At 55.1% G+C, this 25,980-nt stretch carries 21 protein-coding genes and 1 pseudogene; 12 read left to right on the forward strand and 10 right to left on the reverse strand.

Translation table 11 applies throughout. The features are described from left to right. Positions 1–51 precede the first annotated feature (51 nt). The 4 genes from SV7mr_RS12095 to ribH all read left to right on the forward strand — a co-directional run bounded on the left by SV7mr_RS12095 (position 52) and on the right by ribH (position 3,886). On the forward strand, positions 52–768 hold the full coding sequence (locus SV7mr_RS12095) for a zinc ribbon domain-containing protein (protein ID WP_145272318.1): 717 nt from the start codon (positions 52–54) through the stop codon (positions 766–768). Between the two features lie 47 nt (positions 769–815). Next, positions 816–1,481: a dephospho-CoA kinase gene (gene coaE, locus SV7mr_RS12100; RefSeq protein WP_145272320.1), complete on the forward strand. Its 666-nt coding sequence runs from the start codon at positions 816–818 to the stop codon at positions 1,479–1,481. A 409-nt stretch (positions 1,482–1,890) separates the two neighbouring features. After that, the gene (gene rho / locus SV7mr_RS12105; protein ID WP_145272322.1) at positions 1,891–3,396 is read left to right on the forward strand and encodes a transcription termination factor Rho; all 1,506 of its coding nucleotides are present in this window, start codon (positions 1,891–1,893) and stop codon (positions 3,394–3,396) included. Further along, positions 3,386–3,886: a 6,7-dimethyl-8-ribityllumazine synthase gene (ribH, locus tag SV7mr_RS12110; protein ID WP_145272324.1), complete on the forward strand. Its 501-nt coding sequence runs from the start codon at positions 3,386–3,388 to the stop codon at positions 3,884–3,886. The genes rho and ribH overlap by 11 nt, the downstream gene beginning before the upstream one ends. Here ribH and SV7mr_RS12115 read toward each other — a convergent pair. Beyond that, positions 3,883–6,273 (reverse strand): hypothetical protein, encoded by a 2,391-nt coding sequence (locus tag SV7mr_RS12115; RefSeq protein WP_145272327.1) that lies wholly within the window; start codon positions 6,271–6,273, stop codon positions 3,883–3,885. The two genes, ribH and SV7mr_RS12115, sit on opposite strands and share 4 nt — an antisense overlap. Before the next feature lie 838 nt (positions 6,274–7,111). Between SV7mr_RS12115 and SV7mr_RS12120 the strand changes: the two genes are divergently transcribed. The 4 genes from SV7mr_RS12120 (at position 7,112) to SV7mr_RS12130 (ending at position 8,986) form a co-directional block, all read left to right on the forward strand. Continuing rightward, positions 7,112–7,402, forward strand: a complete 291-nt coding sequence (locus tag SV7mr_RS12120; protein WP_145272329.1) for a hypothetical protein — start codon at positions 7,112–7,114, stop codon at positions 7,400–7,402. 229 nt (positions 7,403–7,631) lie between these two features. Next, complete coding sequence (locus tag SV7mr_RS12125; protein WP_145272331.1) at positions 7,632–7,814, forward strand: hypothetical protein; 183 nt, start codon at positions 7,632–7,634, stop codon at positions 7,812–7,814. A 230-nt stretch (positions 7,815–8,044) separates the two neighbouring features. Continuing rightward, a complete protein-coding gene (locus tag SV7mr_RS25325) occupies positions 8,045–8,215 on the forward strand; it encodes a hypothetical protein (protein WP_419188430.1) in 171 nt (56 codons plus the stop codon). Between the two features lie 51 nt (positions 8,216–8,266). Further along, positions 8,267–8,986 carry a hypothetical protein gene (locus SV7mr_RS12130; protein ID WP_145272333.1) on the forward strand — a complete coding sequence of 240 codons (720 nt, stop codon included), beginning with the start codon at positions 8,267–8,269 and terminating at the stop codon, positions 8,984–8,986. A 449-nt stretch (positions 8,987–9,435) separates the two neighbouring features. Here the strand turns inward: SV7mr_RS12130 and SV7mr_RS12135 are convergent, their stop codons facing one another. Continuing rightward, positions 9,436–9,834 carry a hypothetical protein gene (locus SV7mr_RS12135; RefSeq protein ID WP_145272335.1) on the reverse strand — a complete coding sequence of 133 codons (399 nt, stop codon included), beginning with the start codon at positions 9,832–9,834 and terminating at the stop codon, positions 9,436–9,438. A 1,342-nt stretch (positions 9,835–11,176) separates the two neighbouring features. Here SV7mr_RS12135 and SV7mr_RS12140 point away from each other — a divergent pair. Next, positions 11,177–11,401, forward strand: coding sequence for a hypothetical protein (locus SV7mr_RS12140; protein ID WP_145272337.1), 225 nt, complete (start codon positions 11,177–11,179; stop codon positions 11,399–11,401). A gap of 208 nt (positions 11,402–11,609) precedes the next feature. Here SV7mr_RS12140 and SV7mr_RS12145 read toward each other — a convergent pair whose 3' ends face one another. After that, positions 11,610–12,977, reverse strand: a complete 1,368-nt coding sequence (locus SV7mr_RS12145; RefSeq protein WP_419188431.1) for a PQQ-binding-like beta-propeller repeat protein — start codon at positions 12,975–12,977, stop codon at positions 11,610–11,612. 177 nt (positions 12,978–13,154) lie between these two features. Then, entirely contained in the window at positions 13,155–14,621 is a 1,467-nt protein-coding gene (locus tag SV7mr_RS12150; RefSeq protein WP_145272339.1) for a pectate lyase, read from the reverse strand. A 359-nt stretch (positions 14,622–14,980) separates the two neighbouring features. On the opposite strand from SV7mr_RS12150, the gene SV7mr_RS12155 reads away from it, so the two are divergent. After that, positions 14,981–16,537, forward strand: a complete 1,557-nt coding sequence (locus SV7mr_RS12155; RefSeq protein WP_145272341.1) for a sulfatase family protein — start codon at positions 14,981–14,983, stop codon at positions 16,535–16,537. Between the two features lie 126 nt (positions 16,538–16,663). Next, complete coding sequence (locus SV7mr_RS12160; RefSeq protein ID WP_145272343.1) at positions 16,664–18,433, forward strand: thioredoxin family protein; 1,770 nt, start codon at positions 16,664–16,666, stop codon at positions 18,431–18,433. 61 nt (positions 18,434–18,494) lie between these two features. Here SV7mr_RS12160 and SV7mr_RS12165 read toward each other — a convergent pair whose 3' ends face one another. Further along, a complete protein-coding gene (locus tag SV7mr_RS12165; RefSeq protein WP_145272345.1) occupies positions 18,495–19,496 on the reverse strand; it encodes a class I SAM-dependent methyltransferase in 1,002 nt (333 codons plus the stop codon). Between the two features lie 153 nt (positions 19,497–19,649). Further along, positions 19,650–21,866 (reverse strand): sulfatase-like hydrolase/transferase, encoded by a 2,217-nt coding sequence (locus SV7mr_RS12170; RefSeq protein WP_145272347.1) that lies wholly within the window; start codon positions 21,864–21,866, stop codon positions 19,650–19,652. A gap of 194 nt (positions 21,867–22,060) precedes the next feature. Between SV7mr_RS12170 and SV7mr_RS25330 the strand changes: the two are divergent. Then, positions 22,061–22,315: pseudogene (locus tag SV7mr_RS25330) on the forward strand (IS256 family transposase); the annotation flags it as partial. Between the two features lie 24 nt (positions 22,316–22,339). On the opposite strand, the gene SV7mr_RS12175 reads toward SV7mr_RS25330, so the two are convergent. The 4 genes from SV7mr_RS12175 to SV7mr_RS12190 form a co-directional block, all read right to left on the reverse strand. Continuing rightward, positions 22,340–23,284, reverse strand: coding sequence for an IS110 family transposase (locus SV7mr_RS12175; protein WP_145272349.1), 945 nt, complete (start codon positions 23,282–23,284; stop codon positions 22,340–22,342). A gap of 686 nt (positions 23,285–23,970) precedes the next feature. Further along, positions 23,971–24,270: a hypothetical protein gene (locus SV7mr_RS12180; protein ID WP_145272351.1), complete on the reverse strand. Its 300-nt coding sequence runs from the start codon at positions 24,268–24,270 to the stop codon at positions 23,971–23,973. 213 nt (positions 24,271–24,483) lie between these two features. Continuing rightward, positions 24,484–24,954 (reverse strand): hypothetical protein, encoded by a 471-nt coding sequence (locus tag SV7mr_RS12185; protein ID WP_419188432.1) that lies wholly within the window; start codon positions 24,952–24,954, stop codon positions 24,484–24,486. Positions 24,955–25,135: 181 nt separating this feature from the next. Next, positions 25,136–25,969, reverse strand: a complete 834-nt coding sequence (locus SV7mr_RS12190; protein ID WP_145272353.1) for a class I SAM-dependent methyltransferase — start codon at positions 25,967–25,969, stop codon at positions 25,136–25,138. Between the last annotated feature and the right edge of the window lie 11 nt (positions 25,970–25,980).

Raw genomic sequence — 25,980 nt, forward strand, 5'->3', positions numbered from 1 at the left:
GCGACCCGCAATCTTGACGATCAGCCGAATCCTAATCTACCACCAGTTGCCATGTCCGTTGATTACAAGTCACAAGTTGATGAAGGCCTACTGCATCGCCTGCAATCCTTGCACGCTCAAGTGGCGGACTTGGAGGGGCAATTGGCTCGCGGTCCAAGGCAGATTGCCGCCAGTGAGGCGATTGTGCAGCAAGCCCAGCAGGCATTGGCCGACGCCCAGCAAAAGGTGAAGGACGTCAAACTGGCCTGCGATGAAAAGCAGTTGCAACTCAGCTCACGTGAAGCGCGGATTGAGGAATTAAAAGCCAAACTAAACACCGCCGCAAGCAACAAAGAGTTCAGCCTTCTCAAGGACCAAATCGCCGCCGACACGCAAGCCAACAGCGTTCAAAGTGACGAGATCATGGAAGCCTGGGAACGCATCGATGAACTGACCAACCTCGTCGGCCAGGCTGAACAAGAGCTCACCGAAAAGCAAAGCGAGTTGATCGAACGCACCGAGAAAGTGCAGCAGCGAATGAACGTTGTCACCTCCGATCTAGAACACGTTCGACAGCAACTCACCAATGCCGAAGCGAAACTGCCGCCGGTGATGATGGACGACTACCTGCGATCAACCGGCGCTCGCGGCGAAGAAGCATTGGCACCGATTGAAGACGGTTGCTGCGGAGTCTGCAACCAGATGCTGACCACACAGATCGTCGATCGCATCCGATTGAAGTACTTGGCTACCTGTCCCAATTGCTCGGCATGGCTGTACAGCATTTAGGCTGCCAGCCAACTCGAACGCTACAATCCTGCTGATAGTTTGGAAACATGATCATTCTGGGTTTGGTCGGAACGCCAGCGGCCGGAAAATCGACAGCCGCACAGTTCCTTGCCGACCAAGGTGCGTTTTGGATCAACGCTGACTTGATCGCTCGCAGTTTCCTCACACTGCCGGCGGTGGTCGATGGCGTGCGTCAGCGACTTGGCGACGACGTGGTCCACTCAGACGGCCAGCTGGATCGGACGCAGCTGGCAAAACATGTCTTTGGAGTGTCCAAGGAACATCAAGAAAATCTTCAGTTTTTAGAATCGTTGCTGCATCCTCCAACGAAACAGGAGATCTATCGGCAGCTGGAGACCGCTGCGGAGCGGAAAACACCGGTGGCATTGCTTGATGTGCCGTTGCTATTCGAATCCGATTGGGACGTCTGCTGCGACCAAATCTGGTGTGTCGATGCGAGCCGCGAGACCCGCTTGCAGAGGACGCTCAAGCGAGGCTGGAGCCCCGATCAGCTGGCCAAGCGAGAAGCCATGCAAACGCCGATAGAGACCAAAAAACGGCTCAGTCAAGTCGTTATGTGCAATGACGCCACCTTAGCTGAATTTCACGAAATTCTCGCTAGACAGTGGTCACAGGTAGCGGCAATGATTGACCGCGTGCCAAACACGAATGATCGTCACTGTCGTTCCGAAACAGGGCCAAATCGCAGCTGAGATTGATTCCTGACGGCTCCTGCTGTAGGAATTGCATGTCCGGAATCTTAGGATGGACTCCCATCGAACACGCCGTTCACGATTGTCGGACCAGTTTGCCCAACGATTCTGAGTGCTGGCAACAGGCAATCCCCCTCAGCACATAGAATCAGTACTGACGCGCGACAGAAGACGCCCGCACACGATTTGGTCACCGGTTTAGCCGTGATCCCCAAAACACTACCTCATTGTATTCTTTTCACTCCCCTCTGGCGGCATTGTCGGAACTCGGACATTGCCAAGCCCTTTACAGAGCGCATGAAACAAACGTGGAATGTGCGCTGCCTTTTCACTCATCCCTCCAGATTCGCACCACTGCGGACCAACCCCATCTCTTTTCCTACCAAAACGTCGATTGACGTTCGATATCATGCAACCAAACCGTCCCTTAGGTGATGAGTCACGGTCCAGCCATCGCGGCGCCAAACGCTATGGCGGAGCGCGAGGGAATGGCAATGGGCGACGCCCACGGCACCCTGACGAGCGCGTCGACCGGCGCATTCGCGAGCTGGACGCGGAACGAGATCCGTTGTCACTGCCAGAGGAAATCGTCAGCGAGGCAACACGAGTTGGCAAAAGCGTCGGTGTGCCTACCGAAACTGACGGCCCCCAGATCACCCTGGACCTCTTGCAAGAGAAGAGTGACGAAGAACTGATCCAGATGGCGATTGCCGAAGGCATCAAGGACGCCGACCGCTTGGAAAAGCAGGAATTGATCTTTGCCATTCTGAAACAAGGCATGAAAGTCGGGGGACTCATGTATGGCGAAGGCACCCTTGAGATCCTGCCCGATGGGTTTGGCTTCTTACGTAGCAGCAAGCACCATTACATTTCATGCCCAGACGATATTTACGTCTCGCCGAGTCAAATCCGTCGATTCGGGCTGCAAACTGGCAGTCACGTTGCCGGTCAAATTCGTCCCCCCAAAGAAAACGAGCGGTACTTTGCCTTGCTGCGGATCGAACGCATTAACCAGCGTGATCCATCATCTCGCTCGTCCGCGATTCCGTTCGACGAACTGACGCCCCTACACCCCGACCATCGGATGTTGTTGGAGCACGATGGCGGTGAACTTTCCACGCGCGTCGTGGACATGCTAACGCCCATTGGTTTCGGCCAACGAGGCTTGATCGTCAGTCCACCGCGCGCCGGCAAGACCGTCCTGATGCAGAGCATGGCTCGCGCGGTCCTGCACAACTATCCCAATGCTTACGTTTTCGTCTTGTTGATCGACGAACGGCCCGAAGAGGTCACGGACATGGAACGCGAGGTTCAAGGACCTCAGTGCGAAGTGATCAGCAGTACCTTTGATGAACCCGCACAGCGTCACATTCAAGTCGCTCAAATGGTCATCGAGAAAGCCAAGCGGATGGTCGAAGCAGGTGTCGACGTCGTCGTGTTCCTGGACTCCATCACTCGCTTGGCCCGTGCTCATAACAGCGAGGGAGAATCGACTGGCAAACTGCTCAGCGGTGGCCTGGATGCTGGCGCAATGCAAAAACCAAAGTCCATTTTTGGCTCCGCTCGCAAGACCGAAGAAGGAGGCTCGCTGACCATTCTCGCGACCGCCTTGGTCGATACTGGCAGCCGAATGGACGATGTGATCTTTGAGGAATTTAAGGGGACGGGCAACTTGGAGATCGTGCTCGATCGCGGTTTGGTGGATCGTCGTATCTGGCCCGCGATCGACATCAGCAGCAGCGGAACACGCCGCGAAGAAATCCTTCTGGACAAAGAAGAGTTCCATCGCATTTCTACACTGCGTCGCGTCTTGGCGGAGCTTTCCCCCGCTGACGCGATGAATGAACTGACTAAGAAACTGAGAAAGACTCAGAACAACGCCGAATTTTTGATGAGTGTGAAGGATGTCGACTAATCAAGCCCCAGCAGACGCCGCCGTCCCTGAAATCAGCGGTTTGGATGGCCCCTTTCCCGCCGGAGACGTCGTGATCGTCGCCAGTCGCTACAACGCCTCGATCTGCGATTCACTTGTCAAAGGAAGCTTAGAGACGCTGGCTGAAGCAGGGATCGACGGTGATCGCGTCCGTGTGGTTCGCGTGCCCGGCGCTTGGGAATTGTCCCTGGTCGCGGCTCAGCTTCTGCCACGCGAGGACGTGGCCGCCGTGATCACGCTAGGTTGCGTGATCCGCGGTGAGACGACTCATGACCAGCATATCAACCGTGCGGTCAGTGATTCACTGATGCAGTTAAGCCTGCAGTGCGTCAAACCCATTGGCTTTGGACTCTTAACCTGCAACACCTTGGAACAAGCTCTCCAACGTAGCGGAGGCAACGTGGGCAACAAAGGCCATGAAGCGGCCGAAGCTGCACTGGAAATGTTGCGTCTGCAGTTGAAGATCGCCTAACGCTTTGTCGTCAGAATGGGCTGGACATCATCGTCCCATCGCACGCACAGTTCCATTTCCACACGCAGCTGATGGTGCACCCGCGAGGCCAATTTCTCCAGGTCGCGAATCTGTTGCTCTCTGGCCTTCGCTTGGACCACCCGCTGTGCGAGTTGCTGTCGTTTTGCATAGCTGACCAGTTGTGCGGATTCACCGCGCGCTTGCGTCGCGGCCGCTAACTGCTTGACCATTTGCTGCTTGATCTGTTCAAAATCCTGCCGGCTCTTCGCAAACGTCGGTTGCGAAAAGCTCCACCAAGGTTCATTGGGAGCAAAACGCGCCAAGTAACTGACTCGGCAAGTCAACTGTTGCTCGGTGGCGATTTCAAACTTCAACGCCAGGGCCGGAGCGTCGGGTTGCAACGCATGCACCACGGCGATCGCCGTTCCCTCGCAACGGGCGCTGTTGAACGGATGAAGCCACGAGACCTGCAGAGGGTCCGCTGGCGACCGCTCCGCACCGGCTAGCTGCAATGATAACCTGCCCCGCCGCCGATCGATGGGCCAGCGAAGGGGCCAGCTCTTTTCGCTTTGCGTGCTTGCCAAGCTTAGCGTCAGAGGTGCTGCCGTTTGTCGTGGACGCAAATAGACAGCGTCACCCGATGAGGTAACACGCGTCTGAACCAATTGTTGAACGAACTCTGCCTGCCGTCCGGCGTCCGTTAATTGAACCAGTGACTGATCCGCCCGCGTCTTCAGCCTCAGCAAGTCCCGCTGGCCCTCACGCAGCACGAACTGTCCCTCCGCAAAGCGATTCAAAACGCTTCGTTCGCCGCTGGGGAACTCGATCGACAGCGGTTCATTGGCCCGGTGGATCAGGCCAGATACAGTGAACTGAATTGGACTGCTGTATCCAACGGGTACCGATGAACAGCGCAACAGCTTCGACCGGGACTCAGACTGCAGCGTGGTAGATGTCACTGCTGACTGCTCGGGCTGTTCTGCGGCCAACAATCCGTGCAAATCGATTGGCGATTCGTGGCGAAGCGTCGTGTCCATGATGGCAAGTCGCGAGTGTTGCCCTGCTGGTTGCTGGATGCTTTCGGCACCGGCGTCCTTAGAAGCCATGCGCTGCGAGACGCCTTTGAGTTGCAATTCCATTTCATCGATCAGCTTGGTGACTTGATCGATGCGGACCTGTGTCTTTGACTCCGATGGCTGCGACTCGTTCCTAGTTACCGACGCTGTGACATGGGCTGGAGATTCTTGAGTGGCCGGCGGCGGTGCTTCCGATCTGATGGAGGCCGTCTTTTCCAATGGTGGTTGCTGCCGATCGATGCTCCTGGGCTGCGGTGTCGAAACACTCGAAGCTCCGCGCAGCCAACGGATGGGTCCAACGGCGATGATCCCCGCAAGGATCAGGGTCACGATCGCACCGATCACGATCCAATCTTGCGGCCGCACTTTGGGCAGAACGATTCCATATTTCAACCAGGCCTGGCTGGCGAGGCGAAAGAAGACACCTCGATGCGGTTTGCTTTGATCCGACGATTGGCTTGGCTCAATCTGATCCGCAAACCGATCCTCAATCGCGTTGCAAAACAGAGCGGCGATGTCACTGCGTCGCGATTCAGTCGCCAACAACTGCTCTTCATCGACAACATCTTCCGGCAAACGACTGGCAGAAGGCTGCACATCATTGGCAACTGGCTTCTCGTTCTGCGGTGCAGTTCCGCTGGACGTCTCATCGGCAGCGAGGCGTTCCAGACGCTGACTCCAACTCAGCGATGCAGTCTCGGGGTCCGATGTCGCGGCGGCGGATTGCCCGATGCCAGAAACTTGCGAAGCGGGACTGGCTGGCGAAGTGCGATTGGCCGGTATTTCACGACTGGCCGGTATTTTACGCCTGGCCGGTGCGTGAGGATCGTCTGGCGCCTTGCGATAGCGCAGCAACACCTGGCTATCGATGCTCAATGAGTCGAGCCAGTCGTCTCGTTGATCGGACTCCCGCCTGACAGCCTCTGCCACAGACAGCAGCCCACCGGCGAAGTACGCCTCCATCGCCTGTGGGGCAACACCTTGCTGCTTGACCAGATCACATACCGCTTGGATTTCCAGCAATTGTTTACCGATTTCAGCGAGCTGCTGTTGCTCAGTGACGGTGCCAGCTTTGCGAGCAACGTGAGTGCCCGCTTCGTGAAACACCAGCTGTTCGCTGTTTCCGCCACCGACCGCGCGTTCGCCGGTGGCGAGCTGTTGATTCGCGCCAGCGCTGGAGCGTCTTGTCGCAACTGTCTGCTGGCTGCCGTGTGGCGGAGCGAGGTCATGGGGCGCATGCGGGCCATCCACCACGCGTTGAAGCGTTTGGTTGGCGTTAGAATCAGTGATGGAATTGTTGGAATCTGCCATTTCCGAACCAACTCGACAACACAATGCTCTGCTGGCCTGTTTGACAACGGGCCAACGTGTCTGTGGTGGAACCACATAGGAGGGACACCTCAAAGCATCGGAAGTTGGTCTCGGCCTTAATCACGACAGCTTCTGAATCCAAGCTGCTTCGAACACAACGGCCTGCCTGACCGGAAGAATCCACAGTACCTAAACCCCTACGTTTTCGCTGCAGTCTGAACCTTTCCATCCACCCACGCTGAACGGAAAGGACCGTATGTCGGGTTCAAGATATCGTATGTCATGGATTGCCTCCTTTAGACGATGGCGGAAACGTCACAAGGGAAGCAAGCATACTTTCCAACACTACCGAGTGAAACCGGGAAGATCGACAGCTACCAGCGATGCTGGTCTGCGTGCCAAAGATGGATGAAGTCAATCGACCATGAACACGAAGGACACCAGCAGCGGCAGCAAGCAAGCCTGGCTTTGCCATTGGTCGAATTCTTGGACGACTTGCAAAAAACTACCCTGACGGCTCACAGCGACGGACAGTCGACCAGTGGGCCGTCTCCGCGATCAATCGTGCAAAGAAAGTTCCTGATGGCATTGCACTGGCTCTAAAAGTGGCGATGCAACTGCGGGACGCACTGTGCATGATTCCGCATGGCTACGACAGAGAGGGCAAAAAGAAATGGCGGAACTTTAAAAGTACAATGCCGACAGTCAATCACACCCATGATGACAGGCTAGCAGAGGCCGTAGCGTCGTTTCTAACGAGCAAGCAGAATAGCGTAACGCCCAGACGCACAAGAATCTAAAGCGCTCCCTGACCCAGTTCACGACAGCGTGCGAGGGGATGACGCTGGATCAGTCGGTAGCGTCGGCGAACTTGCAACTGTATCTCAACAACATTGCGAACAGCGGAGAATACGCGACAACGACAGCGAAGGCGGCAGTTGCTGACGTCGGTACGTTCATTGGATGGCTACACAAGTTCGATCACATCCACAAGTTGCCTAAGCTCGTCGAACTCGGCGAGTTCATTGCATCGACCGGTTACACGACACCGAACGTTGTCGATGAGGACGTTGTTCGGGAGATGGTTGCCCTGGCGGGCGTCAGTCGCACTATGTTCTTTGCGGGCTGAACTTTGGGTTCACCCAGCGTGATATCGCGAAAATGCAACCGCCTGTCGATGGCTACCTGGAACATCGACGACCGAAACAGCTAAGCACAAGCGAGACCCGACGGTCAAATACGCGGTCTGGTCGGAGACTGACGATGCGTTGCGACTGCTGGCCGGTGTTAACTTGTCCTACGAGTCGGCAGTCACAAAGAAACTGCGGGCAGACTGTAAGTCAGCAGGAATTGATTACATGCCCCACAAGATGCTTCGCAAGGCTTCAGCAACTGTTCTGCGGAATTCTGAGTTCAGTTCGCTGGTGGATTACTTTCTGGGACATGGCCCAGAGTCGATGGCAGATCGCCACTACGCCAGCATCGAGCAATCGCGTTTCGATGCTGCTTGCTTGTACGTGCGTCAACACTGGCTGTCGTGATCGTGCACGTTCGACGTGCGTAGGAGGAAAACCCTGGAATCCGATTCAGTTTCAATTCGCGGTACTGTTTTCGCGGCCTCCGCTTGCTCTGGGCTTCTAAAAACGGGTCCACTCCCTCCTGTGTACCGCATGACTGTCTTGACCAAACGTGTCACGGGAGCCGCCAACAATTGACCTTAATGATTTCAATCCCCCCTAGGAGATTATGATGACAAAATACACTGCCGAAGATGCTTATATCGAAAAGCACGCACAGGCCGTTGAAGTTCTTGAAGGGTCTGCAAGGCATGCCATCCCCTGGCGACGATGATCCACCAATCGACTGGGACCATGTCGGTGACATCGGTCGCGTGCTTGATGTGCGCAAGCAGATGGAAGCCTCGATGTGGAATCGACTTTAACAATCAACAACAACCAAGCGGGCTTCGGCCGGCAAGAACCAGAAGATCAGAATGAAGAAGATCACAGACTATAAAGTGACCAGACAGCTCGGAACATACCGTGTCCGTTATAACTGTCCAGGATGCAAGATAGCACTTAGCAACAAACTAGATGATTCAGGAGCCATCGACACCTGCCCTGAGTGCGGCGAGACCTATCACGTCCCAGGACTGCCAGAGAAGGCTGAAGTTGACAGGCAACAACAGGAGTTAGCTGCCGAGAAGGAGCGGAAGCGGAAAGAGAAGGCTGAAAAGAAAGAGGCGGAGAGGGCAACTACTACCGCCCGTTTGGAGAAACTTAGGCCCGAGCGGCTACCTGACCCAAATCCCAAGCCAAAAGCCTCGGCTGGCGACGCTAGAAATAGAAGCGACATCGGGTACTTCCTCAACCCAGTCGAGTTATACAGAGAAAGCAACGCATGGAGATATCACAACAAGCGGTTCCCTGCTCTGTCGCTCTTGGTGCGGGCTGGTTCGAGCGCAACCCTTTCGATCTTCTTTTTCTTTACGTTTGCCATCTGCGCCCTGGGGATTGCTTTGTTTGTTGCAATGATCTTAGCCCTGAATCAGGGGGATTCGCTTTCCATCGCACAGTTCGGTGCTCAAATGCTTGGGTTGATTTTCCTGTACATCATCAACTGCTGGTTCGCCGTTGTGCGGTTGGCCCTGGCTGACTTCGTTCGCACGCAACTGTCTATTGAAGAGAATATTCGAAAGTATAAGGGAGAATGAAAACGAAACTGAAAACGCAGCAATGTTTTCACCTGCTTAAGGCGTGGCACCAGTCTTTCACGGTATCGTTCTCGGTGCCATCAACGACAACGTCCGCCAGACGAATCCAGCGGATGTATGTTTAATCTTGATCAACATCAAACTATGCCGCGTAGCTCGATTTCAGAATGCAAGTGACGTCGGCGATGGCAAACCAACATCGCGCCCAACTGATAATCTCGCACTTATCTTCAATCGCGAGTCCAGCGGTTGACTGATCCGTCAGCTTGTGGCGGATCTCGACCGAGCATCGGGCCGATGATTCCAGGTCGCCAGAGAACCAATAGACATTGCCGATGTTGCTGCAGGGAAGCCGACAACAGAAGTGACGGGGAAGCCAGCGAAGAATCCAGTGGCACCCAGAGCTGCTTGACCAGCAGCCATGGAACCCTTTGCTGCGGCACTGCAAATCATCGAGATTGATTCGTCCTCGCCTGGGCAGAAACGGAGGATTCCAGAATCTCGGAGTAATCCGGTGCGGCAACATTGTCGGTAATGCCGCTGGCCGAGTCTAGCTCGCTGATGATGAACCCGTTAACACTTGAGATCAATCCGCGTGCATGACTGGCCATCACTGTTTCGAAACTGTCGGGTGCATCGTTGACGCCAGCAAGCCAGTCTTGGACGAGTTCGTTAGATGTAATTCTCCTGGCACCATACTTGACGTAACCCACACTCGCTTGCGCGAACGTCGTATCAGAGGCTGTTGCCTGGCCCTCTTCGCTGACCGCATCGATAGTCGGTTCGGCCGACCAATAGGCCACGTCTCCAGGTACACGCTGGCGTCGTGATAATTCGGGAACACCCATGACATCATTCAGCAACCGATATCGCTGCAATGGCCGCGAGAAAGCTTGGTCGAGCGAGGATTAGAGGACGCTAGGCGTGTTGGCGGTGCTTAATGCCATGATTTATTTCCTAAGAAAGATTGATTGATGAATGGGAAAGAGCAGGGACAGACGCGCGGATCTGGGTGGAACTGATCGGTTTCAGCGATCCACGTGCCTCAAGCTCTTCACGGCACTGCGTACGATCCACGGGCCATGCCAGAACTGGACCGAACCCGAGTTATTCAATCTGGCCGCTAGTGTCGCAGCATTCAAGCCAGACGCAACACAAATCGAGCTACTGACGGAACTGTTGGACAGTGCATCCGATCTTGGCGAGATGGGCCGTCCCGGAAACTTCCTGGGGCGTGATCATGCTGGGATTCGATAAGATTGCTTACAAAGGTGAACTGCGGTCTCACGACTTTCAGTTAGCAAAGATGAACGAGCGAACGACGACAAACACTAAGACGGGCTTGCTGATTGAGTCGAATACCTTGGTTTTTGCTTGGCTTGGCGCCTTGCTTGCTGTTTCGAGTGCAAGGCTTTTGGCGACTTTGGGCGAAAAGCCTTGCACGTGATTGCGTTCCAAGCGACTATCCCGAACCAGTTGTAGAACACCTACGGCGTTCGGAGACAATGTGTGTGGGGCCTGTCCCCAGGGTGCGCTGCGCGACCCTGGGCTATGGGGTAGAACACCTTCGGCGTTCAGGCATTCAAGACTGGAAACAGTCCCCGGAGGATGATTGTGATCCCCTCTTTCGTGCTCTTCGCGTCCTTCGTGGTTTTTTCCCGGTTTTGCGACGATTGCCAGCCTGTCCCCAGGGTGCGCTGCGCGACCCTGGGCTATGGAATAGAACACCTTCGGCGTTCAGGCATTCAAGACTGGGGACAGTCCCCGGAGGATGATTGTGATTCCCTCCTTCGTGCTCTTCGCGTCCTTCGTGGTTTATTCCCGGTTTTGCGACGATTGCCAGCCTGTCCCCAGGGTGTGCTGCGCGACCCTGGGCTATGGAATAGAACACCTTCGGCGTTCGGAAATGATGCGCGATGACAATCCGCTCGATGGAATCTCGCTGGCAACCGTGGTGTGTTTCCCAGATTCTGTTGGCCGAAGAAAACTCAGCCTCGAGGCCCGCTCGCCGTAGGTGTTCTACACTTGCTATTGGGCGTTGCGTCGGGAGAGCAAGTGCCACCTGCTGCATTGGAGTTAGCCAGAGGTGGCTCTACCATCCGAGCCAGCAGTGTTGATTAAATCAGCAAGCCCTAAGACGTTCATGCGGTCCCGACTTGCTGCCGCTGTCAATGCTTTCAAAGCAATGCGATGCGATGCATCCATCTACGGATCGCAGCGGTCGATTGCTTTGCTTGGAACGTGCATCAGCATGACTTTGTTGCGGGCCCGTTGTCTGCACTGCTGGAATTGTCGTTTACCTTGCAGGACATTCGCGACGGCAATGACGTCGACGAATACTTAGTCTGCGATGGCCTGACGTCGTTCCGAAGGATGTGCCGACGAAACTTTCGTCAGAGGAGAGCGTCGTACTGACCACAGTGGGCAGCGATTCAACAGCAACCAAGCGAAATGGTTAGAGAAGACCGCCCGTGATCTCAGACACGAATTTATTGAAAGCGATTAAGTCAAATTGGGACCAGGGTTCAACAGAAAACGTTTCACGCTGTCTTTTTCAGCGTCTATGTACTTTCGTGTTGTTTTCCTGGCTGACAGGAACAGGCCGCAAAACGCAACCTGTTGGTTACTTCTGTTGCAGGTCGACGGCGACGATCTCTTTGTCGTTGCGAATGAAGGCCGTGTGTTCTGCGTACGCCGGATGGCTCCAGACAACGGGACGGCCGAAGGCTTCATTTGTTGGCTCAACCACTTGCATCCGCCCCAGTTGCTTCATTCCATCGGCAGTCAGATCGGCTATGATCAGCTCTCCCGTCTCGCTAAACAAAAGGTACCGCTTGCTGTCACCGATCCGAGTCAGAAACGCGGTGCCGTGTTTGATCATGCGTTTTTCATCAGGCTTGGTGGCTTCAAAGGTTTCCCACAAGCGATCGCCGTTGTCGCCATCGACGGCAATCAGCTTGCCAGTCAAACAATCTGTCCCATAGACCACACCATCGACAAACATTGGCGGTGCATTGCTGCAGTGAACGGCATTCTTGGTCTCGCCGTGCCAAATCGCCTTGGCGGTTGGCTGATCCGTCCCCAAATCGGCCATCATCGCTTCGGAATGAATCGAACTCGCATACATTCGGCCGCCAGAAACCATTGGCTGAGCAATCGACATCTCATACGAGGGCTTCATCGGAATCAGCCAATGTGAGTCGCCCGTCGCGGGATCCAAACTCTGGACGCCTTGCGGGTGGAAAACGACCAACTGACGCGTCCCACCGGCTTCAATGATCTGTGGGGGACAATATCCGGCCGGCACGTCCAGCGCTTTCCATGCCGTTTTTCCAGTGCGTTTGTCAAAGGCTACCACCCCCTGCCCTGCTCCACCAACCATGGTGTACAGCAAGTCGCCGTCGACCAGTGGATGGGCCGAGTAACCCCAGATCGGAACCTCGGCGCCGAAACTCTTGGGTAGATTCCGCTGCCAGATCACGTCCCCTTTTGATGTGTTTAAACAGGTCAGGTCACCTTCGGCGCCAAGCAAGTAAACTCGATCACCGTCAACGGTCGGAGTTGCCCGTGGACCAGCTGGGTAACTGATCGAATAGGGACGCTCGTAGGAGTAGCTCCACAGTTCCTTGCCGGACTGGGCATCGAGCACGAGCAAGCGTTCTTTGCCCTTTAGCTCACCTCGCAAATTCGGACTGTTGACGATCTTGCCGCCTTCCATTTGATAGTCGAACAAATAGACCTTGCCATCAGCAACCGCAGGACCGGCGTAGCCGGCGCCAACAGGCACTCGCCATTTCACCGGCAAGCCATCAGAGGGAATTTCCTGCACAATGCCAGTCTCGCGATAAACGCCGTCGCGATTGTCTCCCATCCATCCGCTCCAGTCGTCCGCGTCACTGGATGCCGTTCCTAGCAAACAGCCAGTCGCAAGTACACAGGCGGTCGAAGTGAGCAACCATCGCGTCAAGGAAGCGCGAATCATTTTGGGCATCGGTAAATCTCCGAAAGTAACATTGGACAGAAAGTGTGACATTGAATCGCTCAGTGGGCTTTGCTGAAACCTTTACACCAAACACGTTGCGAACGCGGCGCCGAAGCGAATGAATCTTGATGATCGACCGTCAATCCTAACCGAATGGAGCAAACAAACCAGCATCATTGCGATCCGCTAACGATCGCTGGGGTTCGCAGCCAGAAAACTCGCCAAGAGTTGCAGGTTCTTGGCCGTCTCCTTCATGAAAATCGTTGGTCCCGAACGCTTATGGTAACGCATGGGCAGGTCGCTTAGCCAGGCACCGCGAGAATCCATCGCGTCAATCACTGTCTTGACGCGTTGCTCGGAAACAGGTGAACTTGACGGCAGATACTCCAGCGGGGTCACCGACGCACCCTGACGTTCCCTCGTTAGCTCCCTGGCCAGTTTCAAGTGACTTTGACGCAGACGCGGGCACTGATCGCTGATTTTGAAGCCATAGTGGGTGGGCAGATCGGCATCCGAGTAGGTCAATTGGTAATCCTTCGTGAAATAGATCGGCCGGTTGGATTTCAATTCGTAAAACCTGGCCAATTGACCATTCGGCAAGCGACTGCGTTCAAAGTAATCCAACGCCTTGGGCATCGGTCGCAAGTATCGCTGTTCGCCGGTGTGCCTGGCAATCATCATCAGTGATCGCATGACGCCAAACGATTCGCTGGAAGCGATCGCCGGCATCTCGAACTTCCTTGCCCAGATCGGCTGCATTTGCTGGTTGTATTGCTGAGCCCAAGCGGGCTGAGGATCTGGTAATTGACTTTCCAACAGAGAATCCGCCAAACGACGTGCCGCAGTCAAATAGCGTGGATCGTCATAGACACAATCCGCCAGCAGAAGCAACTGCATGACATCAGGCGCCAGGTGATCATTTAGCGTATAGCGGGACCAGTATTGCTGATGCCCTGGGTAGGTCCGCGGCCACTGATCGGGAACACTGGCGACTCTGGACGGCGTTTCGTCCTCCGGCAAGCGTTGATCCGTCCAAACCTGCGGAAAGCCTCCACCGGAGAACTGTCCCCGTTCCAGAAGCCCCTTTAGTCCGTACAGTGCCGCTTCATGGACTTTGGCGTTGCGAAACTCCAGTGCGTGATCCAAGTCGATCAGAAAGCGTAGCGCCGATTGAGTTTTGTCGTCGTCCAAGGAGGATTGATCTTTCTTCTTGCGGGCTGGCTCATCAGCTCGATAGGCCCACTTACGGCGTCGCTGGGGATCAAACTCGACCATTGCTTGCCAGCCGCCGCTGCGCATTTGACCACTGATCAGCGCCGTTGACGTTTCCACCGCAGCCTCTGCAAAACGCTGCTCCCCCGTGGCCCGGTACAGGGACACGAAACACTGACCTAGCGTCGGAGTGCCGGGAGGCTGCACCCAGATCGTGTTTGTCTTAACAACACCCTCACCTTCACGAAGCTGAAGATCCTCGCTGTAAGCCCACAGATACCCGCCTTCGGTGCTGACCTGTTGGGTCAAAAATTGTGTCGCCTTCAGTGCCGCCTGCAAGACTTGATCACGACGGGGCTCCTCCGAGCGAGCAAAGGCAGCAAAGAACAACAAGCACGCAAGGACAGAAACAGTCCCACGACGAATTAAGAAAAGGTTCATGTCAACGAGCCAACGAGTTCGCGTGTGTACAACGTAGCGTGCAAGCGCGCGTTAATGCCACAGAATACACGAAAGCGACGCCCACCGGTGTGCTGAGTTCATTGGCGCGTGCAAGCACGCACACTGCGAAATCAATCCCGGTGCAAGGAAAAAGGCCGTTGTCACCAGAATACAGACAGGTTCAAAGCAGCGGACGAGAAACGAAGCCATGGCCACGTCGAAACCATCCCAATGGCAGGAACACCACGACGGGAAGCCGCGCCGTGGGCGCTTCCCGCACGGATAATCTGGTCTTTTCGACACGAGGCATTATGATAGTGAATTCGAACCCCACTCCCTGTGCACTCCCCACTGACAGCATGAACGTGAAACGAGCTGATTTCCCTCTTTTGACTTCGATCCTCGCCCTGCTTTTTTCGGCGCTCGCTGCGGTGCCAGGGGCTGGCAAGGTTCTGACCGCCAAGCAGCCCAACATCGTGTTCGTGCTTTGCGATGACCATCGCTACGATTGTCTCAGCATCGCCGATCACCCGTTCATTGAAACGCCTCATATTGACGCCATTGGCAAGCAAGGCGTCTGGATCAAGAATGCCTATGTCACCACCTCGTTGTGCTCACCCAGCCGGGCTTCGATTCTGACTGGCCAGTATGCTCACAACCACCGCGTTGTCGACAACTACCATCCCGTCGATCCCAACCTGATTTTCTTTCCGCAACATCTTCAGGCTGCGGGCTATCAGACTGCGTTCATCGGGAAGTGGCACATGGGAGGCCACATTGATGATCCACAACGTGGATTCGATCACTGGGTGGCATTTAAGGGACAGGGAACCTATTGGCCCGATGGGCATGGGACAACACGCGAAGTCCCGCAAACAACCTATGACGGCTTCAATGTCAACGGCAAGCGCGTCCCGCAAAAAGGGTACATCACCGACGAGTTGACGGACTATGCCTTGCAGTGGCTCAATCAGCGCCAGGAGGACAAGCCATTCTTTCTGTACGTCAGCCACAAGGGTGTTCACGCCGACTTCGTTCCTGCCGATCGGCATCGCGGTCGCTATGACAGTCAACCGCTGCCGATCAAGATCCCAACTGTTAAAGAGATGAGTGACGGCAAACTGCCCATGTGGGTTCGCAATCAACGCAACAGTCGGCATGGTGTTGATTTTGGTTACAACATGCCGGACTTTTCTCCATCGGTCTACTATCGCCGCTACTGTGAATCAATTCTTTCGGTCGACGATAGCGTCGGTCAACTGAACCAGTACTTGAGCGATGCGGGACTCGCCGACAACACAATCTTTGTCTACATGGGCGACAATGGGTTCCAGTTTGGTGACCACGGCTTGATTGACAAACGTGTTGCCTATGAAGCCAGCGCCAAGGTTCCGTTGCTGATCAAAGCCCCGGGCAGCATTCCAGCTGGCCAGGAGTTTCAAGGCGTCTTTGGCAACATCGACATTGCCCCAACATTGCTGGAAGCTGCCGGTGCCGCGAAACTGCCCAGCGAAGACGGCATCAGCATGTGGAAGTCGCTGTGCAGCGAGGATCAACGCAGCCCCGTACGCACCCAGCTGCTGTACGAATATTACTGGGAACGCAACTACCCGCACACGCCGACCTTGCACGCTGTGATTGGTGGTCGATGGAAATACATTCGCTGTCACGGACTGTGGGATCGTGACGAACTCTATGATCTGGAAGCTGACCCCGGGGAACTGAACAATTTGATTGATTCCGCTGAGCACCAAGAAAGAATTAAGCAAATGAACCACGATCTGTGGTCATTGCTGCAAGAAACCAAGGGCGACGAAGTGCCATTGCTGGAAGACCGCGGCCCTGTGTTCCCATGGCGAGATCGCAAGCACGCTCCACAGGCGAGTTTTCCGGCGGAATACTACGAGTCGCGTTAAGTTTTCGCTTAAAAGCCTCCGATTGGGCGATTTGCAGTCTGAACCAACAAGAACGATAGTGCCAAGGGTTGCACATTTTTATATCATCTAGTGCACTCATTGATCATTTTCTATTTCGAGGGGCTTATGTTGATCCATTCACTGCGTCGCGCCTGCGCGCTCGTTCACTCGTTCGCACTCATCCTGTGTTGGATCGCTGCTTCGTCCGCTGACGAAGCGCGCAGTCCGCTGGGCAACACCGTGGATGACTTTCGTTTACGGAGCTGTTACGGCAACGAAGTCTCGCTTAGTGATTACGCCGACTCCAACGCCGTCGCCATCGTTTACCTTGGCACCGAATGTCCACTTGCCAAACTTTACGGCAACCGGCTCACTGAACTGCAACAAAAGTATGCAGACAAAGGCGTGCAGGTCATTGGCATCAATTCGAATACCCAGGACGGCGTCCGCGAATTGCAGGCCTATGTCCACCGGCATGACATTGCATTCCCAATGCTGAAGGATCCCGGGAATCGTGTTGCCGACGCGATGGGCGCTGAACGCACCCCGGAAGTCTTTCTCATCAACAAAGAACGCCAAGTCGTCTACCACGGACGCATCGACAACCAGTACGGAGTTGGCTACTCGCGTGAGCGTGGCACGATTTCCTACCTGGGGCAGGCGATCGACGAACTACTTGCTGGCAAACCGATCAGCACCCCGGCGACCGAGCCAGTTGGTTGCTACATCGGCAAAGTCTCCGAACAGGAAGCCGTGGGTGAGATCACGTACAACAAGCACATTGCAGCGATCTTGAATGCCCGCTGCGTAAGCTGTCATCGCAAAGGCGAAATCGCTCCGTTTACCTTGACCAGCTACGACGATGTGCTGGGCTGGGAGGACACCATCCTGGAGGTCATCGCAGACAAACGCATGCCACCCTGGAACGCCGATCCTGAAGTGGGCCACTTTGCCAACGATCCCAGTCTGACCAAGCAAGAAATCGAATTACTGAAGACTTGGGTCGATAACGGCATGCCAGAAGGCGACCCTGCAGACCTCCCTGAACCGCCCCAATTTGTCGAAGGCTGGCGAATCGAACAACCGGATCAAATCCTGTTCATGAATGAAGAGGAGCAACCCTTTGAAGTTGCGGCGCAGGGTGTCCTCGATTACCAACGATTTGTTGTCGACCCCGGTTGGACCGAAGACAAATACATCACCGCCGCCGAAGCAAGACCCGATTGCCGCGAGGTCGTCCATCACATTCTAGTCTATGTGGTTCCACCAGGTGCACGGCGCACGGACATCAACGCCATCGTCGCAGGCTATGCACCGGGCAGCGCACCAACGAGACTGCCTGAAGGAGTCGCGATCGAAGTCAAGGCCGGCAGCAAACTGCTCTTCGAAATGCACTACACCCCCAACGGTTCAGCACAAACAGACCTGAGCTACGTTGGCGTGCGTTTCATGCCCAAAGAAAAAGTCACCCGATTGTTGCGTGGTGCTGTAGCGGTGGACAGGCGACTTAAGATTCCTGCGGGAGATCCCAGTAAAGTGGTCGAAGCGGGATATAAGTCAGCGCAGGACGAATACCTGATCAGCATGACTCCACACATGCACTTGCGTGGCAAGTCATTTCGCTATGAAATGAAGCGCCCCGATGAGCCGTGGCAGCCATTGCTTGACGTGCCGCGATATGACTTCAATTGGCAGCTGAAATACGAACCCAGTGAACCCGTCCACCTTCCGGCCGGGACTAAAATTAAGTGCACCGCCGTGTTTGACAATAGCGATGCAAACCTTAGCAATCCCGATCCTACGGTCGAAGTCGAATGGGGAGATCAAAGCTTCGAAGAGATGATGATCGGTTTCATGGAAGTCATCCCAGTCAAGGAAGACTTCCAGCGAGACTGAACAAGCGTCGGCACGCACGGTGCAAACGACGCGACCGGCCAGCAAACGGCAACCAACAGCATCACAGCGGCGCAACGCCGCTGTGGATCGGCTTGCTCTCTGCACTTGGACTGACGTCGATCCCCTCGTCGACGCCCAGCAGACGATTGCGAACCATCGGGATTGCCTGTTGGTGAATCGCAATCAGCGTGCATCCGCTGCTTAACCAGGGCTTGGCCGTAAAGCACAGCGCCCGATGCTCCGGCGCATACACCGCCGTCTGGTAGTCCAATGCCTTCAATTCATCAAGGAACTGCCCCAGACTGACTCCGTAACGTTTGCTGCTGGTCTGCATGTCGATCATCAAGACCGGCGGATTACCTTTTCTTAACCAACGCGTGGCACCACGAAGTGCCAGCGGTTCGTAACCGTTCAGCGACACACGCAGCAAAGCGTAGTCGCGTTCGTCCAATGCTTCGTCCAACCGAACCACGTTCATGCCGTTCAGTTTTCCCCAGTGCAATCGATCCATTCGCACATGAATCAGTTCATCCTGCCTGGACGAATCTCCCTCGAGAACTCGCGATGTGGCTCCCACGGCACGCGGGTGCACATGCAGATTCGTCAGGCGGTTCATCAGGGTGCTTTCCACCAAGGACAGACGAGCCCGTTGATCGACTTCGAACGCGTCGATTCTTCCTGCATCACCAACCAAGCTCCTCGCCAGCAGACTGTATGCGCCGATATTGGCGCCCACATCGATGGCGCAATCGTCGCGGCGCAGGTAGTCTTTCAGAAAACTCATCTCCCGGTAATCGGGAAGCGTTCCAAAAGTCGCAATCCGCCGCGCAACCGAGCTCCACGGATAACAGCGCAGCTTCATCCCGTGATAGCGAAGGTCGCGTGGTTGCTCGGTCAGCACACGCCGCAGCCCCCAGAAACAGGACCGCAACATTGCCGGGAACGCCCGATGTTTCGGGCTGGGATGATCAATGATCTCGCGGAAAAAATGTATCAAACGTCTAAACAACGTTCCTGCCCCCGTCAGCAACTGAACTTCTGCATCGACCAGTCGTTGTCGCAACGCCGGTACACCTCACGGGCGCGTGAGAATCACGGCGCGAGACGATGTGAAACAGTACCAGAGCACCATGCATCGGGCTGCAAGAATGTCCGCAGTCCGTCGAGCGGATCACCGACATCAAGAACTCTGGTAGCGATCAGATCAGTTGGAGGCTCAATCCTGTGCCTCAAATGACTTCTTGAAGAACTGATCCGCTTGGCGAACCATCTGATCAAACCAGCCTTGCCGTGATACAAAACCATGCGGAGCGTCCTGAATGACCGTCAACCCACTTGGAATCCCCAACTCGTCAAGCCGCTGTCGAAACGCAACCGCGTGCGTGCTCGCATCGTCCTGCTGGCCGGCGATGAACCAACACGGTGGATCGTCTTTGTCCAGATGTTGCAGAGGCGAAGCCAGTCCATAGGCGGCGCTTCGCTCATCCAAGGAACCACCCATGAATTTTCTCCAGATCAAACCACGCTGCGGATGTGCACTGATCTCCCGCGTGCGAGCGGACAGAAAATCGGTTTGAGCTCCCATCGGAACAGCGGCCTGGATCCTGCTGCTGTGGCCCTGATGACCGCCGTCGCCTTCCAACTCCGCCACACCGCCCGACGACGCCAACAGCGCCGTCAAGTGACCACCGGCAGACAACCCGATCGCTCCGATCTTCTCAGAGTCGATGCCATAGCGACTGGCATTGGCACGCAGAAAACGTACCGCCGCCTTACAGTCCTGGATCGCTGCCGGAAACGCGGCTTCGTCGCTTAGACGATAAGAAATTGTTGCGGCGACGTAGCCTCGCGAAGCCAATCCCTGGGCCACTTTCTCATGGTGGACGCGACTGCCCTTCTGCCAGCCTCCGCCATGGATACAGACGATCGCTGGCAGTTGTCCCCAAGCATTTTTGGGCCGATAAACATCCATCTGCAACGTCCGATCGCCGTACGTTGCGTAGGTCACATCCTTGTCCGCATTGAGCTGACGGAGCTGGTCTTCGGAAATCCGCGTTGGGGAATCAGCGCTGGCGTCCGCCTGGCCTGCTGGACGCGCGTCTCGACGCATCTCTTCCTGGAACAAGATCGACATACCGCGCAATTTCTGCAGAATCTCGCCGTCCCGCACCGGCTGACTTTCCCCCGGATCGCTGACCAAATCGTACAACGTCAACGAAGGATTCAAGTACAGTTTCCATTGACGCCAACGCACCGCAGCCAGAGCACCTTGGCTGCCATGGTAGAAGAACGCCTCGCTGTACTCGTTTCGACGGATTCGCTGGGACCATTCGCCGTCCGGTTGCCAGCGTCTTCTGAGAGGAACATCCGCGTTGAGGGAGAGTTTCTGCGCGGGCCCAGGCACGCCGGATGTCTTTCCTTGTAACAGGGGACTGAGATCCCGACCATCGATCACGACCTCCTCCGGAACGCGAATGCCCGCCAGGCTGGCCAGGGTCGGGTACCAGTCCATCGCGCGGACCACGGCCTTCGACGTCGCCTGCGTTTGCAGCCCAACGCCCGGCCCCCAGGCGATCGCTGGCACTCGAATGCCACCTTCAAATGTAGACAACTTGCGACCGCGGATTGGCTGTTCGGAATTCCTGCCCGGACCACGACCATTATCAGACAGGTAGAGCACCACAGTCCGCTCATCAAGCTGGCGCTCCCGAACTGCGTCCATCAATCGACCAACGTGGTGGTCCATCTCTTGTATTGCGTCACCGTATTCGCCCCACTCGGACGACCCGACGAAGTCTTCCCCGACGCCCAGTGGATGGTGAAGCATTGTGTGCGGCAAATACAGAAAAAAAGGAGACTCTTGATGCTGATCGATAAACTTGATCGCTTCGTCTGTGTACGCCTTGGTCAACTCGGCCGGGTCAGCGGGCCGCTTAACCACTTCCTCGTTCCGCATTAATGGGACACCGCCCTGTTCCTCGAAGTAAACCACTTCGACTGGATCCAAATTATGCAGCAACCCAAAGTAATGGTCAAAGCCCTGGTACTTCGGCAGCAGCGGTTTCTCGAACCCCAAATGCCACTTCCCAATGCATGCCGTCGCATACCCTGCCGACTGGAATAGCTCTGCCACCGTGACTTCGTCGGGATGCAGACCGTACTGCGAGTCGGCCCGATGCACCCAAATGTGATTGCCAACACGCCTTGGATAGCACCCCGTCAACAGCCCGGCCCGCGATGGGCTACAGATCGGTGCGGCAGCGTAATAATCCGTAAAGCGAGTGCCCTGTTCGGCCAACGCATCAATGTTTGGAGTCTTCACCTCGCTGGCGCCGTAACACCCCAGATCATAATAGCCTTGATCATCCACCAGAATCACAATCACATTGGGACGTTGTTGCCCCGCAGCATCGTCCGCACGAGCTATCAACATCTGGCAACAAACTAACGCAATCAGAGCGGCAGCACGAATAGACAGCATGGCAGGCAGAACCAAAGGAACGGGAAGCGTGGGGAAAGCTGATATTCTAGTCTCTTTTCTACTGCCCGTACCGACCAGCGATAGATGGAAGAGCGAATCTGGCAACCGCTTCAGTGCATCCCCAGAAATCCCGAAGTCTCCCGCCACTGTTAAAACTTGAATCATGGTCGCCCGGAGGGCAGACTCTGGCTTCCTAAAACGATTTTATCTTCGTTGGCTGCAACCGACGGGGAGACCATCGTGAACGAAGTAAATCTTATTGAATCCCTGGGCAAGTTCCAGCGGCGGAAACCCGCAGTGTCTTTCGAGACTTTTTCCGTCGACAGTCGCAGGAAATGATCTGCGAAGTCATGTCAGCAGAAGTCACCGACCTTTGCAGCTCCGAAACATCCCATCCCCCACCGCGAGAGCGGCTGTGTTAGATGTCAAGCGTTTTGTGGATTTTCCCATGTTGTATTTGTTTTGACCATTGTGTTGAGTGTGATGAGGATTTTGCGCATGCATGCGGTAATAACGACCTTTGGAGGCTTGCCTTGTTCGGTCAGTCTCTTGGAGAAGGCTGCGATCGCTGGGTTGTATCGGCGAGCACTCAGTGCGGCCATGTAGAGCGCCGATCGCACTGATCCACGGCCTCCAAAAATCGAACGCTTGCCTCGCATCTGCCCGCTGTCCCGGTTGAACGGTGCTAGTCCAACGAGCGAGGCGATTTCCCGTCGGTTCAGGTCGCCAAGCTCTGGTAACTCTGCAATGATCGTTGCTGATGTCACATCGCCGATACCAGGCATCGTCCCAAGTAATTCGGCGCGATGCTTCCAGTCATCATCAGACTGCACAAGCTTTTGGATCTCACGATCAATCTCTTTGATGTCGTTGTTGATTGCATCGAGAACGCGCTGAATGCTCTTGCAAACCGCTCCGGACACGGCTTGTCCCTGTCGGTTCTTCTCGGCAGTTCTGGTGCCGATCAACTGTCTTCTTCGAGTCACAAGCTGATCCAATTCACCCTGCAATTGCTTGGTTTTGGCGACGGCTCGGGGCCTCGTCAATTTCCCAAACAGTGCGATGATGCGTGCGTCGATCTTGTCAGTCTTTGCCAATTGTCCAATCGCTTTGGCAAAGTCTCTCACTTGTCTTGGATTGACCACAGAGACAACATGGCCGGCTTCAACAAGTCGCACAGCGAGTGGACGTTCGTAGTTGCCAGTGGCCTCAATTACGATCAGGCAAGACTTCGCTTCTGGCAACAAATCCACTAGCTCATCAATTCCCTTTGGATCATTGGGAACGACAGTTGTCGTGGCTTGTTCATCAAACGCGAGATCAAGCTTGGCTTTTGAGACATCGATTCCGATAAAGTGTTGAAAACTCATCTTGGATGTATCCCTTCCTTGCAAATGCGAGCTCGAGAGCTTGTCTCGGCTCAGGCGGCTGTACGGGCTATTTACCAAAGGCCGACGACGATCCGGCTCCCGCACAGTGTCTGCGTTGCAGCACTCGAGGGTCAACGATCTGCCGTCGGCCGCAGTTGCTTTAGCCTCTTCGCTACGCTCAGAGGCTAAAGCAACTGCATCTGTAGTGTCCAACGAAACACCACTAGAATGTAACATACAAGGGTGTGTGATGGCACGCACTGCTTTGAACAGGTGATCAATCTGGTTGAGGTTGCGTTTCCCGAGGTTTTCTCTGGGCAATCGCGATTCTCTCGAACTGGGACGGAGTTCGCAGGGTGCCTTCAAAGCATTGGTGCGTGCAAGCACGGTACCCTACGTCTGCGCCGAACGCCGTAGGTGTTCCATCCTCACAGCCCAGGGTCGCAAAGCGCACCCTGGATATCCATTCTCGTTGCCGAACAAACCAAGGCAACCGGGAGGGTGTTGCGGTGAAGGGTGCGTTTTGCGACACCATCGGGGGTGTTCTATCAAAAAACGAGCTACCAGATGACCCTGGTAGCTCGTCACAGTTCGATCGACGTTCGTCCGGGAAATTTCCTCTGTCGTGGACTCCCCAGCCTAACGCCACAGCGAATTGAATTTCTAGCCTGCTCGGATGCCGGCCTTTATCGGCCCAAGAACGTGCGGCGCAACCAAGCGTTCTTGCGACGCTCGAGTTCCATGAGGTTCTGGAACACATTGGTTGGGCGGCTACGGTACACGCGACGTGTTTGCGTGACTGGAGCAGACTCAACGACAACTTCGGTTGCTGCCTGACTGGTTGTCTCGGCGTTCAAGACGCTTACAGCAGTGTTGTCAGCGCTGCTAACCGATGCTGACGAAGCGGTGAACAAGGCTGCAGCAGCAGCCACTAAGAAAAAGCGTTTCATCGAATAGTAACCTGTGCGTGGGGAACGTAGTTTCACACCACATCCTTACACAGTTTTAGATTCGCTTGCGTCTCAATCATCAACTGTCGCTTAAGAGACGAAGATTCTCTATCCCGCAAAACAGGAAGTGCTCAATTTTCCTTCCTGATTGATCTTATGCACCTAATCAAATACAACGAATACCACGCGGCGGGAGCAGAACATTCAAGCGGTTTGCAAAGATTCGCTAAAGCCCTGGCAAGATCAACCCTAATCCTGGTAGCCATATTGCTTCTTAGCCAAAAACGTCCGCTCCTCCACGCCGCTCTCGGTGCGGAAGGCGACGTAGCCTTGCGACTCGATCTTGGCGCGTTCTGCGTCCGTTAATGTCTCTTGAATCTCACGACGAATCAATTCGTCATCAATGTATTTGACAACCAGCGAAGCTGTCACAGCCGTGACGACCACCGCGACAGACAGAATCCGTACTCCGGGATAAGGCAACAAGATAACCCGGCTGGCGATCGCCATCGAGACAATCGCATAGCCACGCAAAGCAACCTTGTAGTTCACCAGATCCTCCGTCGCGGCTTCCTCAACCGCTCGATCGATCTGTTCCCTGGTTTGCTCTGCGGACTCTGACAAGGCTTGGGAGACGGAACTGTCCTTGCACCCCGAAAGTGCAACCGTAGCCGAACACGCCGAGAGCGTTAGCCAATGCCGCCGACTGATGGATGCCATAGGATTTGCCCTTGTCAAACGTGGTCAAGAGAATGCTCCGCAACAACGGAGCCAGAAACAGGCCAGCCCCATCAAGCCAGCGTTTGCTGACGAGCACTTGCCAACCGGTGACACAACCAATGCCCCACAGATAGGCAGCATCCGTCGCCGCTCAGGGCGCGCTTCGAATGTTGACTCCAGATCAACGACCTTGTCGAGGACGTCCCAAGCGTTTCAGAACGTCCGCCGTCGGTACTGCTTGGATCTCCGCGAGACCGCTGTCACTTCGAGCAAAGAACATCAAGTGCTGCCAAGGCAGTTCATTGTACTCTCGCACCAATTTGAAACCATTGGCATGATACTCTTTCAAAATCTGCTGCTTGGACATTTTGTGTAGCAACTTAATTGGCACACTCGGATCTTCTTCGCGATACTCTAGCAACGCCACCACGCCGTCTTTGCTTAATGAACGACGAATGCCCCACAACATGCTTTGTGGATGCGAGAACTCGTGATAAACATCGACCATCAATAAGAGATCGATCTTGTCAGCTGGCAGCTTGGGGTTATCAATCTGACCGAGCACGGGCTTGATATTCTTTAGATCCAGACGTGAGGCGCGTTGATCAAGCTTCTGCAACATCTCCGATTGAATATCAACGGCGTAAACAGCTCCTGCCGCGCCGACTTCCTTGGCCATCGGCAGCGTCCAATAGCCGTTGCCACAGCCAAGGTCGCAAAGCACCATGCCGGGCTTGAGCCGGAGTTGCTTGAATGACTCCGACGTGTTTTCTTCTTGGTCGCGATCGGAACGAATCAACCAAGGGGCGCCCAAGTGACTCATGGGTTGCGCGACCTGCCGGCCCAAGTAAACGCGTTGAGGTTTCTCGTTGGGCTTGTCCGCACTGGGGACGAAATCTTTTGGCGCAGCGCCGGACTCTTGGGCGACAGAAACGTTTGAACAGATGAAGGCGGGAGCCAACAAAGAGACAGCCAGCAACGCTAGCGAAACAGCACAGTGGCGGGGAGTTCTCATCAATGATTCCT

The sequence above is a fragment of the Stieleria bergensis genome (genome assembly GCA_007745635.1).
Taxonomy (GTDB): domain Bacteria; phylum Planctomycetota; class Planctomycetia; order Pirellulales; family Pirellulaceae; genus Stieleria; species Stieleria bergensis.